Raw genomic sequence first — 13,266 nt, forward strand, 5'->3', positions numbered from 1 at the left:
GGTGGTGTCAGCCACCACTGATGTGACAATATCAGTCCATGATGACGTCAGTCGACACTGATCTGATGCGAGTCCTCGCCGACCCGCTCCGCCTCCAGATCGTCACCCTGCTCGCCCAGGAAACGCTCTGCTCCACGCACCTGATCGAAGAGACCGGTGCGAAGCAGACCAACCTCTCCAACCATTTGAGAGTGCTGCGCGAGGCCGGGGTGGTCGAGACAGAACCGTGCGGCCGGTACACGTACTACAAGCTGCGCCCTGACGTCATCGCCCAGCTCGCAGGCCAGTTCGCCGACCTGGCCGAGTCCGCTCGCAATGCCGCCGAGAACAAGAGGGCCTGCCCGTGACCCCCACTGAAGCAGCCGCGACCACCGAGGAGTCCTCGGTCGTCGCGAAGCTGTCGACGCTCGACCGCTTCCTCGCCGTCTGGATCCTGCTCGCCATGGCCCTCGGCCTCGGCCTCGGCCGCGCCATCCCGGGCCTGAACGACGCCCTGGCCAAGGTCGAGATTGGCGGCATCTCGCTGCCGATCGCCGTCGGACTGCTGATCATGATGTACCCGGTGCTGGCCAAGGTCCGTTACGACAAGCTCGACGCCGTCACCGGCGACCGCAAGCTGATGGTCTCGTCGCTGGTCATCAACTGGATCGTCGGCCCGGCGATCATGTTCGCGCTGGCCTGGATCTTCCTGCCGGACCTGCCCGAGTACCGCACCGGCCTGATCATCGTCGGCCTCGCCCGCTGCATCGCCATGGTCATCATCTGGAACGACCTCGCCTGCGGCGACCGTGAGGCGGCGGCCGTTCTTGTCGCCCTCAACTCGGTCTTCCAGGTCATCGCGTTCGGCCTACTGGGCTGGTTCTACCTCGACCTGCTGCCGGGCTGGCTCGGCCTGGGCGACGGCGAGCACCTCGACATCTCCATGTGGAAGATCGCCCTGAACGTCGTCATTTTCCTCGGCGTCCCGCTGCTGGCCGGATTCCTGACCCGCCGGATCGGCGAGCAGAAGCTCGGCCGGGAGAAGTACGAGTCGAACTTCCTGCCGAAGATCGGCCCTTGGGCGCTCTACGGCCTGCTCTTCACGATCGTCATCCTCTTCGCCCTGCAGGGAAAGACGATCACCTCGCAGCCGCTCGACGTCGTCCGCATCGCGCTGCCGCTCCTGGTCTACTTCGCCGTGATGTTCTTCGGCACCTTCGCCCTCGGCAAGGCCCTCGGCCTCGCCTACGACCGCACCGCGACGCTCGCGTTCACGGCCGCGGGCAACAACTTCGAGCTGGCCATCGCGGTCGCCATCGCCACCTTCGGCGTCACTTCCGGCCAGGCACTGTCCGGTGTCGTCGGCCCGCTCATCGAAGTCCCCGTCCTGATCGGCCTGGTCTACGTCGCTCTGGCCTGGCGCAGGAAGTTCAGCGACGGACGGCAGCTGACGGCCGTGTCGCAGGAGAGCTGATGCACTGTCTGGACTGCTCCGGGCTCGGGGCGCAGGTCGCCGCGGTCGGTGTCTGCGCCCAGTGCGGAGCCGCCGTCTGCCCCGTCCACTCCGAGACGTCCGAGCAGTTCCTGACCTGTACGAAGCCGGTCTCCCGCCCGGTGGCCATCGAGCCGCCGGTGCGCCGGCTGCTGTGCGCCACCTGCGCCGCGGCACACCGCGCCCACGCGGCGTGCCGCCCGCAGACCGCCCACACGGCCCGCACCTCATGACGAGCGCCCGGCGCACGCAGGTGGTGATCGTCGGCGGCGGCCAGTCCGGCCTCGCCGCCGGCTACCACCTGCGCCGCCTGGGCGTGGACTTCGTCATCCTCGACGCCCAGCCCTCGCCCGGCGGCGCCTGGCAGCACACCTGGGACTCGCTCCACCTGTTCTCCCCGGCTGCCTTCTCCTCCCTGCCCGGGCGGCTCATGCCCCCGCAGCCGGGGCAGGAGTATCCGGACGCCGGACATGTGGTGGCCTACCTGCGGGACTACGAAAAGCGCTACGAGCTGCCCATGGAGCGACCGGTACGCGTCTCCGGGGTGCACCGCGAAGGCGGGCTTCTGCGGGTGGAGACCGATTCCGGCGCATGGCACGCCCGAGCCGTGATCAGCGCGACCGGCACCTGGTGGCGGCCCTTCCTCCCCGCCGTCCCCGGCCGAGAGGACTTCGGCGGACAGCAGCTGCACACCGTCGAGTACCGGCGACCGCAGGACTTCGCCGGCCGCCGCGTCGTCGTGGTCGGCGGCGGCAACTCCGGCGCCCAGATCGCCGCCGACCTCGCCTACGACACCCAGCTGACGTGGGCCACCCAGCGCCCGCCGCGCTATCTGGCCGACGACATCGACGGCCGTGCCCTCTTCGATGCCGCTTCCGCCCGCCGCCGCGCCCTCGACGAGGGCCGCACCGACACGGGAGGCGTCGCCTCGCTCGGTGACATCGTCGCCGTACCACCCGTCCGCGAAGCCCGCGACCGCGGACTGCTGAAGGCCGCCCCGATGTTCAGCCGCCTCGTCCCCGGCGGCGTCGAATGGGCCGACGGCACCCAGGCCGAGGCCGACGCGATCATCTGGTGCACGGGCTTTCGCCCGGCCCTCTCCCACCTTGCCCCGCTCCAGCTCCGTGGCCGACGCGGCCACATCGACACCCACGGCACGCGCGCAGTGGACGAGCCGCGTCTGCACCTGCTCGGCTACGGCGACTGGACCGGACCCGCCTCGGCGACCCTCATCGGTGTGGGCCGCCCGGCCCGGGACGCGGCCCGTGAGGTCGCGGGCATGCTGCGGGCTTGACCTTCCAGTCGACTCGAAGGTTTACGTTCGAGGCATGAGCACTCTGCGGATATCCCAGCTGGCCGAACGCTCCGGCGTTCCGGCGTCCACGCTGCGGTTCTACGAGACGGCCGGGCTCCTGCCGGCCGAGCGCACCGCGTCCGGCTACCGCGCCTACGACGAGGAGTCGGTGGAGCGCCTGGCCTTCATCTCCTCCGCCAAGCTGCTGGGGCTCGCACTCGAAGACATCCGCGACCTGCTCGACGTACGGGACGACGGGGTGTGCGCGGCGGTACGGGCCCGGATGGTGCCCCTGGTCGCCGACCGGATCGCGGACGCGGACCGGCGTGCGGCTGAGCTGACGGCGTTCTCCGCCCGGCTCGCCGACGTGCACGAGCGGCTGGCCGGTCCGGCTCCTTCGGGTGCCTGCGGTCCGGACTGCGGCTGCACCAGTGAGGGCGGGGCGCCGGGCGCCGTGTTGGTGGAGCTGTCACCCACCCGTCCGCCCGCCACGTCATCGGCGCCGGCCAGGGCCGGTGAGTCGTGGCGGGAGGCGCCGGTGGCCTGCACCCTGGGCGGTGATGAGCTCGGTGAGCGGACGGAGCAGTGGCGGGCTCTGATCGCCCGGGCCACGGGGCGTGAGGAGGTCGCGGACGGTGTGTGCCTGACCTTTCCCAGCATCCCCGCGCTGGCGGCCGAACTCGCCGCGCTGGCGGCGGCCGAGCAGGGCTGCTGCGCCTTCTTCGACTTCTCCCTGCACCTGACCCCTGCCTCGCTGGCGTTGACCGTGCGCGCCCCCGAGGCCGCCGGATCCCTGCTGGCCGACCTCTTCGGAGCCGCCTCGTGACCACCCCCCGTTCCTCCGGCAAGTCCGTCATGAGCATGGGGCTCTTCGCGGTGGCCGCCTGCGCGGTGTGCTGCGTGGGACCCCTGCTGGCCGTGCTGGGCGGCATCGGAGCCGCTTCCGTCATCGGCGCGATCTGGATACCGGCCCTGGCCGTCGTCGCGGTCCTCGCCGCCTCGGCGGCCGTATGGGTGCACCGCCGCAGAAAGCGGACGTCCGCCTGCCAGACGGGCCCTGGCCCCGTCGATGTGGGCATGCCCACCCGGGTCCCGCACGGCCCCGGCCCCGACCGCTTGCCACAATGAACCACGCCCAACAAGGGGCTCAACCACACGGATCAGCACGAGCAGCAAAAGGAGTCGGACACGGTGTCGCAGGAACAGCACGGCCTGGTCGAACGGATGGAAGACCACCAGGTCGCGATCTACCTCGGAGCCATGGCCCTGGGCGGCCTCCTCGGCTGGGCGGCGCCCGCCGCAGGCCCCGGCCTGGAGCACGCCATCAACCCCGTCCTCGGCGCACTGCTGTTCGTCACCTTCCTCCAGGTCCCGGCCTCGGATCTGCTCCGCTCGCTGCGCGACGGCCGGTTCCTGTCCGCCGCGATGACCGTGAACTTCGTGGTCGTGCCCCTCGTCGTGGCGGCCCTGTTCACGTTCCTGCCCGCCGACCAGGCGGTCCGGGTCGGCGTCCTGCTGGTGCTGCTGTGCCCGTGCGTGGACTACGTGATCGTCTTCAGTGGACTGGCCGGCGGCGACAGCCGCCGTCTGCTGGCCGCCACCCCGCTCCTGCTCGTCGCGCAGATGCTGCTCCTGCCCGGCTTCCTGTACCTGTTCATGGGCCCGGACCTGGGGAACATCGTCAAGGCGGGCCCGTTCCTGCAAGCCTTCCTCTTCCTGATCGTCATCCCGCTCGCCCTGGCCTGGGTCCTGCAGGCGTGGGCCGCGCGCCGTCCAGCCGGCCAGAAGGTCTCCGGCGCCGCGACCACCACCATGGTGCCGCTGATGGCCGCCACCCTGATCACGGTCGTCGCCTCCCAGGTCCCCAAGCTGGATGGCCGCCTCGGCGACGTGGCGGCCGTCATCCCCGTCTACGCCGTCTTCCTGATCGTCATGGCCTTCGCCGGGCGTGTGTTGGCACGTCTCTTCCGGCTCGACGCCCCCGCGTCCCGGGCCGTCGTCTTCACCGGCGCCACCCGCAACTCGCTGGTTGTCCTGCCCCTCGCCCTCGCCCTGCCCGACGACCTGGCCGTCGCCGCGGTCGTCGTGGTCACCCAGACCCTCGTCGAGGTCATCGGCATGGTCGCCTACGTACGCCTCATCCCCCGCCTCGTACCGGCCCCGGACCGGACGTCGGTCATGGCCGGCTGAGGATGGTGCAGATCTCGCCCTCGGCACACGCATCGGGATCGGTCACCGCTGCCCGCCGGGCCAGCTCCCGCAGCGCGGTACGGGCCTCGCGCAGTTCGGCCATCCGCCGGTCGATCTCCGCCAGATGCTGGTGGATCAGCGCACCGACCTGGGCACAGGGAGCCTGCCCGCTGTCGCGCAGAGCGAGCACGGAGCGGATCTCGGCGAGGGTGAGCCCGGCGGCCTGGGCGTCACGGATGAAGCCCAGCCTGGAGACCGTGTGCCGCGGATAGTCGCGGTAGCCGCCGGCGGTACGCGGGGGCGCGGGCAGCAGTCCGGCCTGCTCGTAGAACCGGATGGTCTTGGTGGTCAGCCCGCCCGCGGCCGCCAGCTCGCCGATACGCATACCTCCACGCTAGCGGCTTGACCTTCCAGTGCGCTGGAAGGTCTACGGTCGGGGCGAGTGGCCGTGGACTGGGAGGACAGCGGATATGCGGATCACCATCCTCGCGGTACCGGACTGCCCGAACGTGCCGGTCGTACGGGAGCGGATCACCGCGGCGCTGGCTGGCCGGAGCGCCCAGGTGGAGCTCGTCGAGGTGCGCGAGGAGGCCGAGGCCGCCCGCTGGGGCATGACGGGCTCACCCACCGTCCTGCTCGACGGCGTCGACCCGTTCGCGATGGCCGGGGCCCCGGCGAGTGTGTCCTGCCGCCTTTACCGGGACGCGGACGGCCGCGCGGACGGGGCCCCGAGCATCCAGGCCCTGTGCCAGGCGCTGGGCGTCCAGGCCGCCGAGGAACAGGAGTGCTGCACAGCGGATCTGCTGGATCCCGTCGGACGGTTCGGCCGTGGCCGGCGAGCCCCGGCCGAGCGCGGGCTACGCGCCGCCCACCAGGCGGTGCTGCGGCACTTCGCTGCCGAAGGCGCGGCACCGGATATCACCGCACTCGATCCGATAGCCGCCGTCGCGGGCAGGACTGCGGCCGAAGTCCTCGCCGAGCTGGACCGCGAGGACTTCCTGACCCTCGACGCCGCCGGGCGGATCCGTGCGGCATACCCGTTCTCGGCGGTCGGAACCCGCCACCGGGTGAGGCTGGCGAGCGGAGCGCAGGTGTGGTCGATGTGCGCCGTCGACGCCCTCGGCATCTCCGCCATGCTCGGCGGCCAGGACGTACGGATCTCCTCCTCCGACCCGGTCAACGACCAGCCGGTGACCATCACCTTCACCGCCGGCAGCACACACTGGGAGCCGACGGACGCGGTCGTGTTTATCGGCCGCCGCGAAGCCGACGGACCGGCCGCCACGGTGTGCTGCGACGCACTGAACTTCTTCACCAGCCGCGCCTCCGCCCGGCAGTGGCAGCAAGCCCACCCAGAGATCAGCGGCCAGATCGTCAGCCAGGACCGGGCCCTGCGGATCGGGCAGCAGACCTTCGGCCCGATCCTCCACAAGGAACACGGCGGCGAGCGGTGACAGATCCGACCGGGGCGGCATCATCGCAGTTCCGAGGGCGGAGCGGAGACCGAGAACGAGCAGGCCATGACGAACGCGGAACCGACGGACCGCCAAGCCGTGTGCGACGACTACGCGCGCGCCCGCGAAACCTTCCACCAACTCCTCGCCGACGCGTCGAAGGATGATCTCGCCCGGCCCACCCGCGGCACCAAGTGGACCAACCAGCAGCTGCTGTGGCACATGCTCTTCGGCTACATGGTCGTCCGGGCCCTGCTCATCCTGGTGCGCGTGTTCGGGCGGCTGCCCCGCAGGGCGAGCAAAATGTTCGCGCGGGTGCTCAACGCGGCCACAGTGGCGTTCGACCTGGTCAACTACCTCGGTCCGTGCGGGGCCGTGACGGTCTTCAGCTCGCACCGCATGGGCACCGCCTTCGACCGCGTCACAGGATCCCTGCAGCGACAGCTTGCCACCGAGTCCGAGACGGACCTCGCTCGCGGCATGCACTACCCGGTCCGCTGGGATCCCTTCTTCGAAGACTTCATGACCCTCGCGGACATCTACTGCTACCCGACCCAGCACTTCGACTTCCACCACCGTCAACTCACCCTCGGCAGCGAGAGCGCGCCCGGCTGACGCGCGGACTGCGGCGGTCCAGCACGATCACCCCGCGCCCGCTCGTGGCAGCATCCAGCCGAGCACCGCTCCACGCGCGTCCACGCCAAGATCGACCGCCATCGGTACGACGATTACCCGGGATGCTTCAGCCGGGGTCGGGCTGGACACGGCGGCCTTCGCCGCGGCCCTTGATCACGCTCAGGCCGGGACCGGCGCGATGGTCAGCAGCTTGCCCATCGCGGCCAGCACGGAAGGCTCGACCCGGTAGTAGACCCAGGTCCCGCGCCGCTCGGAGGTCAGCAGCCCGGCCTCCTTGAGCTTCTTCAGGTGGTGAGAGACGGTCGGCTGGGATACCCCGACGTCGGAGATGTCGCACACGCACGCCTCACCACCCTCGTGCGAGGCCACTGCTGAGAACAGCCGCAGGCGCACCGGGTCGCCCAGTGCCTTGAACATCCGCGCGGCGGTCTCGGCCTCCTCCGCGGTGAACGGGCGCTCGGTGAGCGGCGGGCAGCACGGTGCTACGGCCTGACCATCAGCGGGGTCCAAAAGCGGCAGCACCTTCGTATTCGACATGTATCTATGTTGACACATGTCGAACCAGTGAGGCGAGGGCTGAACGGCCTCAGATGCGGGACAGGTGGGCGGCGATGTGCTGAGCAGCCCGGGTGGCATCCCTCCCGGCCCCGCGCAGGGAGTTCGACGACAGGCTTCGCTGCCACTCCAGCCCGACGTAGGCCAGCCCCGGGTGCGTCAGCGACATTTCTTCCCGGTGGCGAGGATGCCCTGTGACATCGAGGGCGCCGAGCGGGGCGAGGTAGCCCAGGTCGGGACGGTAGCCGGTGGCCAGCACGATCGCGTCCACCTCCTCCGTGCTTCCGTCTGCCCAAGTGACCTTCGTGCCGTCGATCCCGGTAAACACCGGGCGCCGGTCCGGCCTCCCGGAGGTGACGGCGGCCCGGTAGTGGCCGTCGTCGATGACCAGCTGGGTCGGCGGCGCGGAAAGGAAGCGGCCGACGGGCAGTGTGTCGAGCCCGGTGCGGGCCAGCCACCAGTGCAGGTCCCGGCCCAGGATGCGCTGCCGGGCGAACCGCACCGGATGCCGCGCCGCGAGCGTCACCCGAGCCCGCTCGGCGAGCTCGGCGGCGATCTGCACCGCGGAGTTCCCGGCGCCGACGACCATGACCCGCTGTCCGTCGAACGGCTCGGGTGCGCGGTAATCGGCGCCGTGCAGCAGGGTTCCGGTGTAGGTCTCCAGCCCTGGGAGGTCCGGCTGGTGGGGGTGGCGGAAGGTGCCGGTCGCCGCGATTACGGCGCGCGCCACCAGCCGTCCGCCGCCTTCCAGGCTCAGCCTGAACGCGCCGTCCCCGAAGCGGACTTCCCGCACCCGGGTCCGGGTACGGATCTCGGTCTCCAGCCGCTCGGCGCAGCGCCGCAGGTGGGCGACGACCTCGTCGCGGTGCGGGTAGCGGTCCGGGTCGCCGCCGAACGGCAGAGCGGGCAGGGAGCTGTACCGGGCCGGTGAGAAGAGGGTGAGGCTGTCGTAGTAGTGCGGCCACGACCCTGCCGCCTGCTCCGACGCCTCCAGTACCACCGGCTGAAGCCCCTGTGCGCGAAGGGCGTGCGCGGCGGCCAGCCCGGACCGGCCGCCTCCGATCACCGCGACGTCGACCTGCTCCACAGTCCAAAGCCCCTGGTTTCGATGGATGTCTATGTTGACGTTCATCAATACAGGTGCCATGCTGGGTCGCGCAAGCCATCGACGAATGTCGAAGCAAAGGGGAATCTCGTGAACGCGCCCACCACCGACCAGCTGCCCGTCGTGGTCGTCGGAGCCGGCCCGATCGGCCTGGCCGCCGCCGCCCGCCTCATCGAGCGCGGCCTCGAACCGCTCGTCCTGGAGGCCGGGCCGTCCGCCGGCACCGCAGTACGGGCCTGGTCGCACGTGCGGTTGTTCTCCCCCTGGGCTGAGGTCAGTGACCCGGCCGCGGAGAAGCTCCTTGCCCCGACCGGCTGGGTCCGCCCCGATGGGACCGCCTACCCCACGGGCGGCGACTGGGCCGAGCACTACCTGCAGCCGCTCGCCGACGTCCTCGGCGACAAGGTCCGCTACGGCGCCACGGTCACCGGTGTCGCCCGCGCGGGCCGGGACCGCATCGTCGACTCCGGCCGCGACGAGCAGCCCTTCACCGTCCACATCCAGCTCACCGACGGCCGCGAGGAGCTTCTTGCCGCCCGCGCCGTCATCGACGCCTCCGGCACCTGGTCCACCCCCAGCCCGATGGGCGCCGACGGCCTGCCAGCCCTCGGCGAGAAGACAGCCGCCGACCACATCTCCTACAAGGTCCCCGACCTGGGCGACCCGGCCGCACACGCCCGGTACGCGGGCAAGCGCACCGCCGTGATCGGTTCGGGTGCATCCGCCTTTACCGCCCTCGCCTACCTCGCCGATCTCGCTAAGGAGGCGGACGGGACCCACGCCGCGTGGATCCTGCGCCGCGGCATCGGCGCGAGCACGTACGGCGGCGGCGAGGCGGACGAGCTGCCCGCGCGCGGCGCGCTGGGCCTGCGCGCCAAGGCAGCCGTCGAGGCTGGCCACGCGAGCGCGGTCACCGGCTTCCGTACCCAGGCTGTGGAACGCGACGGCGACCAGCTCGTCCTCGTCGCCGAGGACGGGCGCCGCCTCGACCCGGTCGACGAGGTCATCGTCCTGACAGGCTTCCGCCCCGACCTGTCCTTCCTCTCCGAGCTCCGCCTCGGCCTCGACGAGCGCCTCCAGGCCCCCACCGCGCTCGCCCCGCTCATCGACCCGAACGTCCACTCCTGCGGCACGGTCTACCCGCACGGCGTCAACGAGCTCTCCCACCCGGAGCAGGGCGTCTACCTGGTCGGCATGAAGTCCTACGGCCGCGCCCCGACGTTCCTCGCCATGACCGGCTACGAGCAGGTCCGCTCCATCACCGCAGCCCTCGCCGGCGACCGCGAGGCCGCCGAGCGCGTCGAGCTGACCCTGCCGGAGACCGGCGTCTGCGGCGGCGCGGGCCTGTTCGACGACCCCGACGCTGCTCAGAGCAGTGAGGGCGGCGGCTGCTGCGACGCCCCGGCCACCCTCCAGATTGGCATCGGCACCCCCGCAACCGCGTCCGGCGGCTGCTGAACTCCCCACCTTTCCCAGGAGGTTCGCCATGTCCCGCGTACAGCTCGCCCTGCGCGTTCCCGACCTCAATGCGTCCGTCGCCTTCTACAGCAAGCTGTTCGGCACCGAGCCCGCCAAGCTCCGCGACGGCTACGCCAACTTCGCCATTGACGAGCCGCCGCTCAAGCTCGTCCTCATCGAAGGCACCACAGATGAGGCAACCCGCATAGACCACCTCGGCGTCGAGGTCATGACGACCCAGGCGGTGCACGCCGCCACCGCCCGCCTGGGCGAGGCCGGACTGACCACCGACGTGGAGAACGACACCACCTGTTGTTACGCCCTGCAGGACAAGGTCTGGGTCCACGGCCCCGGCCAGGAACCCTGGGAGGTGTACGTCGTCAAGGCCGATGCCGACTCCCTGGCCAAGCAGCAGGGCAGCACCTGTTGCACGGGCGTGGCCTCGGCCGACACCGGCTCGAAGGAACCGGTCGCCGCAGGCGGCTGCTGCTGATCCGCCGATGACCGACCTCCACACCAGCGGGGCCGTGACCGGGACGGGGGACCGGTCACGGCCCCGCGCCGCGTTGCCCGCCCTGTGCGCCACCCAGATCACTAGCTGGGGAATCGTCTACTACGCGTTCCCCGTCCTGAACCCCGAGATCACGCAGGCGACAAACTGGTCGGCAGGAGCGACCACCGCGGCGTTCTCGCTCGGCCTGGTCATCTCCGCGCTCGCCGGTATCCGGGTCGGGAGGATCCTCGACCGGCGCGGCCCGCGCGCCGTCATGACAGCAGGATCAGCCCTCGGCGCCGCCAGCCTGCTCGTGGTGGCTACGGCCCCCAACCTGCCCATGTTCTTCGCCGGTTGGGCGCTGGCCGGAGTCGCGATGGCCGCCACGTTCTACCAGCCCGCGTTCGCCGCCCTCACCCGCTGGTGGGCCCCGGACCACGTCCGGGCCCTGACGATCGTCACCCTCGCCGGCGGCCTGGCCTCTACCGTCTTCGCGCCGCTGACGGCCCTGCTCGCCGACCACTTGTCCTGGCGGCACACCTATCTCGTGCTGGCCGGGATCCTCACCGCCGTCACCCTCCCCGCCCACGCCCTCGCGCTGCGAGCACCCTGGCCCAACGCCCCATGCAGCCCTGCACACGCCGTGGGCGCGGCCCCGGTGGCGCGCAGTCGGCCGTTCCTGCTGCTCGCGGCCGTCTTCGCCCTGTCGGCCTTCGCGATGTACGCCGTCGTCGTCGCCCTCGTACCGCTCCTCCTGGAACGCGGATACACCACGAGCCAGGCAGCATGGGCGCTCGGACTCGGTGGCGCCGGACAAACCCTCGGCCGCACCCTGTACGCCACTCTCGCCCGACGCACCGCCGTGGCCACCCGTACTACGACCCTGATCGCCGTCGGCGGCATCACCACCGCTGCCTTCGCCGCCGTACCCGGGCCATACGCCCTGCTCATTGTCGTGTCGCTCGCGGCCGGCATGGTCCGCGGCAACCTCACCCTGCTCCAAGCCACCGCCATCACCGACCGCTGGGGCGCCACCCACTACGGGCGCCTCTCCGGCCTGCTCGCCGCGCCAGCAACCACCGCCGCAGCCCTGGCCCCCTTCGCCGCGGCCATGCTCGCCGCGCCACTCGGCGGATACAGCCACCTCTTCGTGCTCCTCGCCGTCATCTCCATGGCCACCGCAGTCACCGCGCCCTGGACCGCTCCTGCTGACGACAACCCGTCCGGAGCGCCACTCCGCTGACAGACCCGCGCATCGAAACTGTCCTGCGCGTCGGCCGTCAGTTCCTGCGGCGGAAGGAAGTCGTTCTCACCTCAAGGGCCGACAGGCCGCCCCGTCGTGGAAGCGGTCAATCATGCGTACTGGGCGAGGAGGCTCTCGGCTCGCGCGAGATCCTCAGGGGTGTCCACCGCTACGCCGTAGTCCTCGACAGGGATCATCTGCACGGCGTGGCCGTGTTCGACGAAGCGCAGCATCTCCACTCCTTCGGCGCGCTCCAAGGGCCCTTGCTGGAGCTGTCGGAAGCGTTGGAGAGCTGGGCCGGTGAAGCCGTAGAGGCCCAGTTGGCGGAGGTACTTCGGTCGTTCGCCCTTCGGATAAGGGATGGGCTGGCGCGAGAACATCAGGGCCTCCCCTTGGGCCGAGGCAACGACCTTGACGACGTTGTGGTCCAGGACGGCGCCGACGTCGGCCAGTTCGGTGTACGCGTTCACGGCGAGCGCGCCCGGCGGCAGGTACGCCAGGGCCTCGGAGATGGCGTCGATGGCGGTCGGCGAGATGAACGGCTCGTCGCCCTGGACGTTGATGTACGCCTCGGCCGGCAGGCGCTCGGCGACCTCCGCGACCCGATCGGTGCCCGTGAGGTGCTCTCCGGTGCGGATGCACTCGATGCCCAGCTGGCGGCACGTCGCTTCGATGCGTTCGTCGTCGGTCGCCACGACGGCGCCGTCGAGACGTTTGGCCTCAAGGCACCGCTGGTGGACGTGCCAGAGCAGCGGCTTGTCGCCGAGGCGGGCCAACGGTTTACCGGGAAAGCGCGAAGCGCCCCAACGGCAGGGTATGACGGCGACGTGCTGGCGCCGTGTGGCGTCGGGAGCTAGAGCTGTGGTGGCGGCCACGGCGTCCTCCTGATGGTCGAGTACGGGCGGGCCTTCAGGGCAGCAGAGCAAGCTTGGACCGGACGGTGGGCGAGGCGGCGCTCGTGAACGGCCGCCATTCGTAGCCGTCGACCTCCTCTTCCTGGAGGGTCACCGCGTGCTCTGCGCCGAGACGGAAGACCCAGCGGAAGTCCACGTGGTGGTGGGCCGGCTCGTCCTTCGAGGGATTCGCGTCGATGGTGTGCACGTCGATGTCGAGGGGAACGTCTTCGAAGCCGGAGGGGGGAACGACGGCGCTGGGCGGTATGCCTGCCTCCTCGTGCAGCTCACGCAGGGCGGCGTCGCGCAGGTGCCGGTCCTCCAGTTCGTTGTGGCCGCCGGGCGCCAGCAGCTTCCCGAACGCCTTGTGCACGATGTGCAGCACATGCCGGGCGCCGTTGATGACGATGGCACCGCATGTCACGTGGGCGGGGAACGTCTTGCGGTTTGAGGTTCCCCTCCTACTGTGGAGAC

17 protein-coding genes are annotated in these 13,266 nt (G+C 70.9%); 12 read left to right on the forward strand and 5 right to left on the reverse strand.

The features are described from left to right. Positions 1–38: 38 nt before the first annotated feature. From O3Q52_RS04225 to O3Q52_RS04255, 7 genes are all read left to right on the forward strand, one after another. A complete protein-coding gene (locus O3Q52_RS04225) occupies positions 39–347 on the forward strand; it encodes a helix-turn-helix transcriptional regulator (RefSeq protein WP_269647416.1) in 309 nt (102 codons plus the stop codon). After that, positions 344–1,453, forward strand: a complete 1,110-nt coding sequence (gene arsB, locus O3Q52_RS04230) for an ACR3 family arsenite efflux transporter (RefSeq protein ID WP_269647417.1) — start codon at positions 344–346, stop codon at positions 1,451–1,453. The genes O3Q52_RS04225 and arsB overlap by 4 nt, the downstream gene beginning before the upstream one ends. Then, complete coding sequence (locus O3Q52_RS04235) at positions 1,453–1,704, forward strand: DUF2180 family protein (RefSeq protein WP_269647418.1); 252 nt, start codon at positions 1,453–1,455, stop codon at positions 1,702–1,704. The genes arsB and O3Q52_RS04235 overlap by 1 nt, the downstream gene beginning before the upstream one ends. Further along, complete coding sequence (locus O3Q52_RS04240) at positions 1,701–2,765, forward strand: ArsO family NAD(P)H-dependent flavin-containing monooxygenase (RefSeq protein ID WP_269647419.1); 1,065 nt, start codon at positions 1,701–1,703, stop codon at positions 2,763–2,765. The genes O3Q52_RS04235 and O3Q52_RS04240 overlap by 4 nt, the downstream gene beginning before the upstream one ends. 34 nt (positions 2,766–2,799) lie before the next feature. Continuing rightward, positions 2,800–3,591: a MerR family transcriptional regulator gene (locus tag O3Q52_RS04245; RefSeq protein WP_269647420.1), complete on the forward strand. Its 792-nt coding sequence runs from the start codon at positions 2,800–2,802 to the stop codon at positions 3,589–3,591. Next, complete coding sequence (locus O3Q52_RS04250) at positions 3,588–3,893, forward strand: hypothetical protein (protein ID WP_269647421.1); 306 nt, start codon at positions 3,588–3,590, stop codon at positions 3,891–3,893. Before O3Q52_RS04245 ends, O3Q52_RS04250 begins: the two co-directional genes overlap by 4 nt. Positions 3,894–3,956: 63 nt before the next feature. Continuing rightward, positions 3,957–4,955, forward strand: coding sequence for a bile acid:sodium symporter (locus O3Q52_RS04255; protein ID WP_269647422.1), 999 nt, complete (start codon positions 3,957–3,959; stop codon positions 4,953–4,955). Here O3Q52_RS04255 and O3Q52_RS04260 read toward each other — a convergent pair. Next, positions 4,942–5,340, reverse strand: a complete 399-nt coding sequence (locus O3Q52_RS04260) for a heavy metal-responsive transcriptional regulator (protein ID WP_269647423.1) — start codon at positions 5,338–5,340, stop codon at positions 4,942–4,944. The genes O3Q52_RS04255 and O3Q52_RS04260 overlap by 14 nt on opposite strands. An 85-nt stretch (positions 5,341–5,425) precedes the next feature. Between O3Q52_RS04260 and merB the strand changes: the two genes are divergently transcribed. Both merB and O3Q52_RS04270 read left to right on the forward strand, forming a co-directional pair. Then, complete coding sequence (gene merB, locus O3Q52_RS04265) at positions 5,426–6,409, forward strand: organomercurial lyase (protein ID WP_269647424.1); 984 nt, start codon at positions 5,426–5,428, stop codon at positions 6,407–6,409. Between the two features lie 66 nt (positions 6,410–6,475). Then, the gene (locus O3Q52_RS04270) at positions 6,476–7,024 is read left to right on the forward strand and encodes a DinB family protein (protein WP_269647425.1); all 549 of its coding nucleotides are present in this window, start codon (positions 6,476–6,478) and stop codon (positions 7,022–7,024) included. 180 nt (positions 7,025–7,204) lie between these two features. Here the strand turns inward: O3Q52_RS04270 and O3Q52_RS04275 are convergent, their stop codons facing one another. Next, on the reverse strand, positions 7,205–7,582 hold the full coding sequence (locus O3Q52_RS04275) for a helix-turn-helix transcriptional regulator (RefSeq protein ID WP_269647426.1): 378 nt from the start codon (positions 7,580–7,582) through the stop codon (positions 7,205–7,207). Between the two features lie 49 nt (positions 7,583–7,631). After that, positions 7,632–8,687, reverse strand: coding sequence for an NAD(P)/FAD-dependent oxidoreductase (locus O3Q52_RS04280; protein WP_269647427.1), 1,056 nt, complete (start codon positions 8,685–8,687; stop codon positions 7,632–7,634). Between the two features lie 108 nt (positions 8,688–8,795). Here O3Q52_RS04280 and O3Q52_RS04285 point away from each other — a divergent pair, with 108 nt between their 5' ends. From O3Q52_RS04285 to O3Q52_RS04295, 3 genes are read left to right on the forward strand one after another with little or no spacing between them, the layout of a single operon-like run. Continuing rightward, on the forward strand, positions 8,796–10,163 hold the full coding sequence (locus O3Q52_RS04285; protein ID WP_269647428.1) for an NAD(P)-binding domain-containing protein: 1,368 nt from the start codon (positions 8,796–8,798) through the stop codon (positions 10,161–10,163). 28 nt (positions 10,164–10,191) lie between these two features. Then, the gene (locus tag O3Q52_RS04290; protein WP_269647429.1) at positions 10,192–10,656 is read left to right on the forward strand and encodes an ArsI/CadI family heavy metal resistance metalloenzyme; all 465 of its coding nucleotides are present in this window, start codon (positions 10,192–10,194) and stop codon (positions 10,654–10,656) included. A gap of 7 nt (positions 10,657–10,663) precedes the next feature. Then, positions 10,664–11,899, forward strand: a complete 1,236-nt coding sequence (locus O3Q52_RS04295; RefSeq protein ID WP_269647430.1) for an MFS transporter — start codon at positions 10,664–10,666, stop codon at positions 11,897–11,899. A 110-nt stretch (positions 11,900–12,009) separates the two neighbouring features. Here the strand turns inward: O3Q52_RS04295 and O3Q52_RS04300 are convergent, their stop codons facing one another. Together O3Q52_RS04300 and O3Q52_RS04305 are read right to left on the reverse strand one after the other, a co-directional pair. Then, a complete protein-coding gene (locus O3Q52_RS04300) occupies positions 12,010–12,774 on the reverse strand; it encodes a 3-deoxy-manno-octulosonate cytidylyltransferase (RefSeq protein ID WP_269647431.1) in 765 nt (254 codons plus the stop codon). A gap of 34 nt (positions 12,775–12,808) precedes the next feature. Further along, on the reverse strand, positions 12,809–13,216 hold the full coding sequence (locus tag O3Q52_RS04305) for an NUDIX hydrolase (RefSeq protein ID WP_269647432.1): 408 nt from the start codon (positions 13,214–13,216) through the stop codon (positions 12,809–12,811). Positions 13,217–13,266 lie beyond the last annotated feature (50 nt).

The organism is Streptomyces sp. ActVer (assembly GCF_027270795.1).
Lineage (GTDB): Bacteria > Actinomycetota > Actinomycetes > Streptomycetales > Streptomycetaceae > Streptomyces > Streptomyces umbrinus_A.

Excerpts from the sequence above, each read along its gene's own strand:
- O3Q52_RS04235 (WP_269647418.1), top strand. The coding sequence starts at position 1,453 with ATGCACTGTCTGGACTGCTCCGGGCTCGGGGCGCAGGTCGCCGCGGTC.
- O3Q52_RS04275 (WP_269647426.1), bottom strand. The coding sequence starts at position 7,582 with ATGTCGAATACGAAGGTGCTGCCGCTTTTGGACCCCGCTGATGGTCAG.
- O3Q52_RS04290 (WP_269647429.1), top strand. The coding sequence starts at position 10,192 with ATGTCCCGCGTACAGCTCGCCCTGCGCGTTCCCGACCTCAATGCGTCC.
- O3Q52_RS04295 (WP_269647430.1), top strand. The coding sequence starts at position 10,664 with ATGACCGACCTCCACACCAGCGGGGCCGTGACCGGGACGGGGGACCGG.
- O3Q52_RS04225 (WP_269647416.1), top strand. The coding sequence starts at position 39 with ATGATGACGTCAGTCGACACTGATCTGATGCGAGTCCTCGCCGACCCG.
- O3Q52_RS04240 (WP_269647419.1), top strand. The coding sequence starts at position 1,701 with ATGACGAGCGCCCGGCGCACGCAGGTGGTGATCGTCGGCGGCGGCCAG.
- O3Q52_RS04260 (WP_269647423.1), bottom strand. The coding sequence starts at position 5,340 with ATGCGTATCGGCGAGCTGGCGGCCGCGGGCGGGCTGACCACCAAGACC.
- O3Q52_RS04270 (WP_269647425.1), top strand. The coding sequence starts at position 6,476 with ATGACGAACGCGGAACCGACGGACCGCCAAGCCGTGTGCGACGACTAC.
- merB (WP_269647424.1), top strand. The coding sequence starts at position 5,426 with ATGCGGATCACCATCCTCGCGGTACCGGACTGCCCGAACGTGCCGGTC.
- O3Q52_RS04245 (WP_269647420.1), top strand. The coding sequence starts at position 2,800 with ATGAGCACTCTGCGGATATCCCAGCTGGCCGAACGCTCCGGCGTTCCG.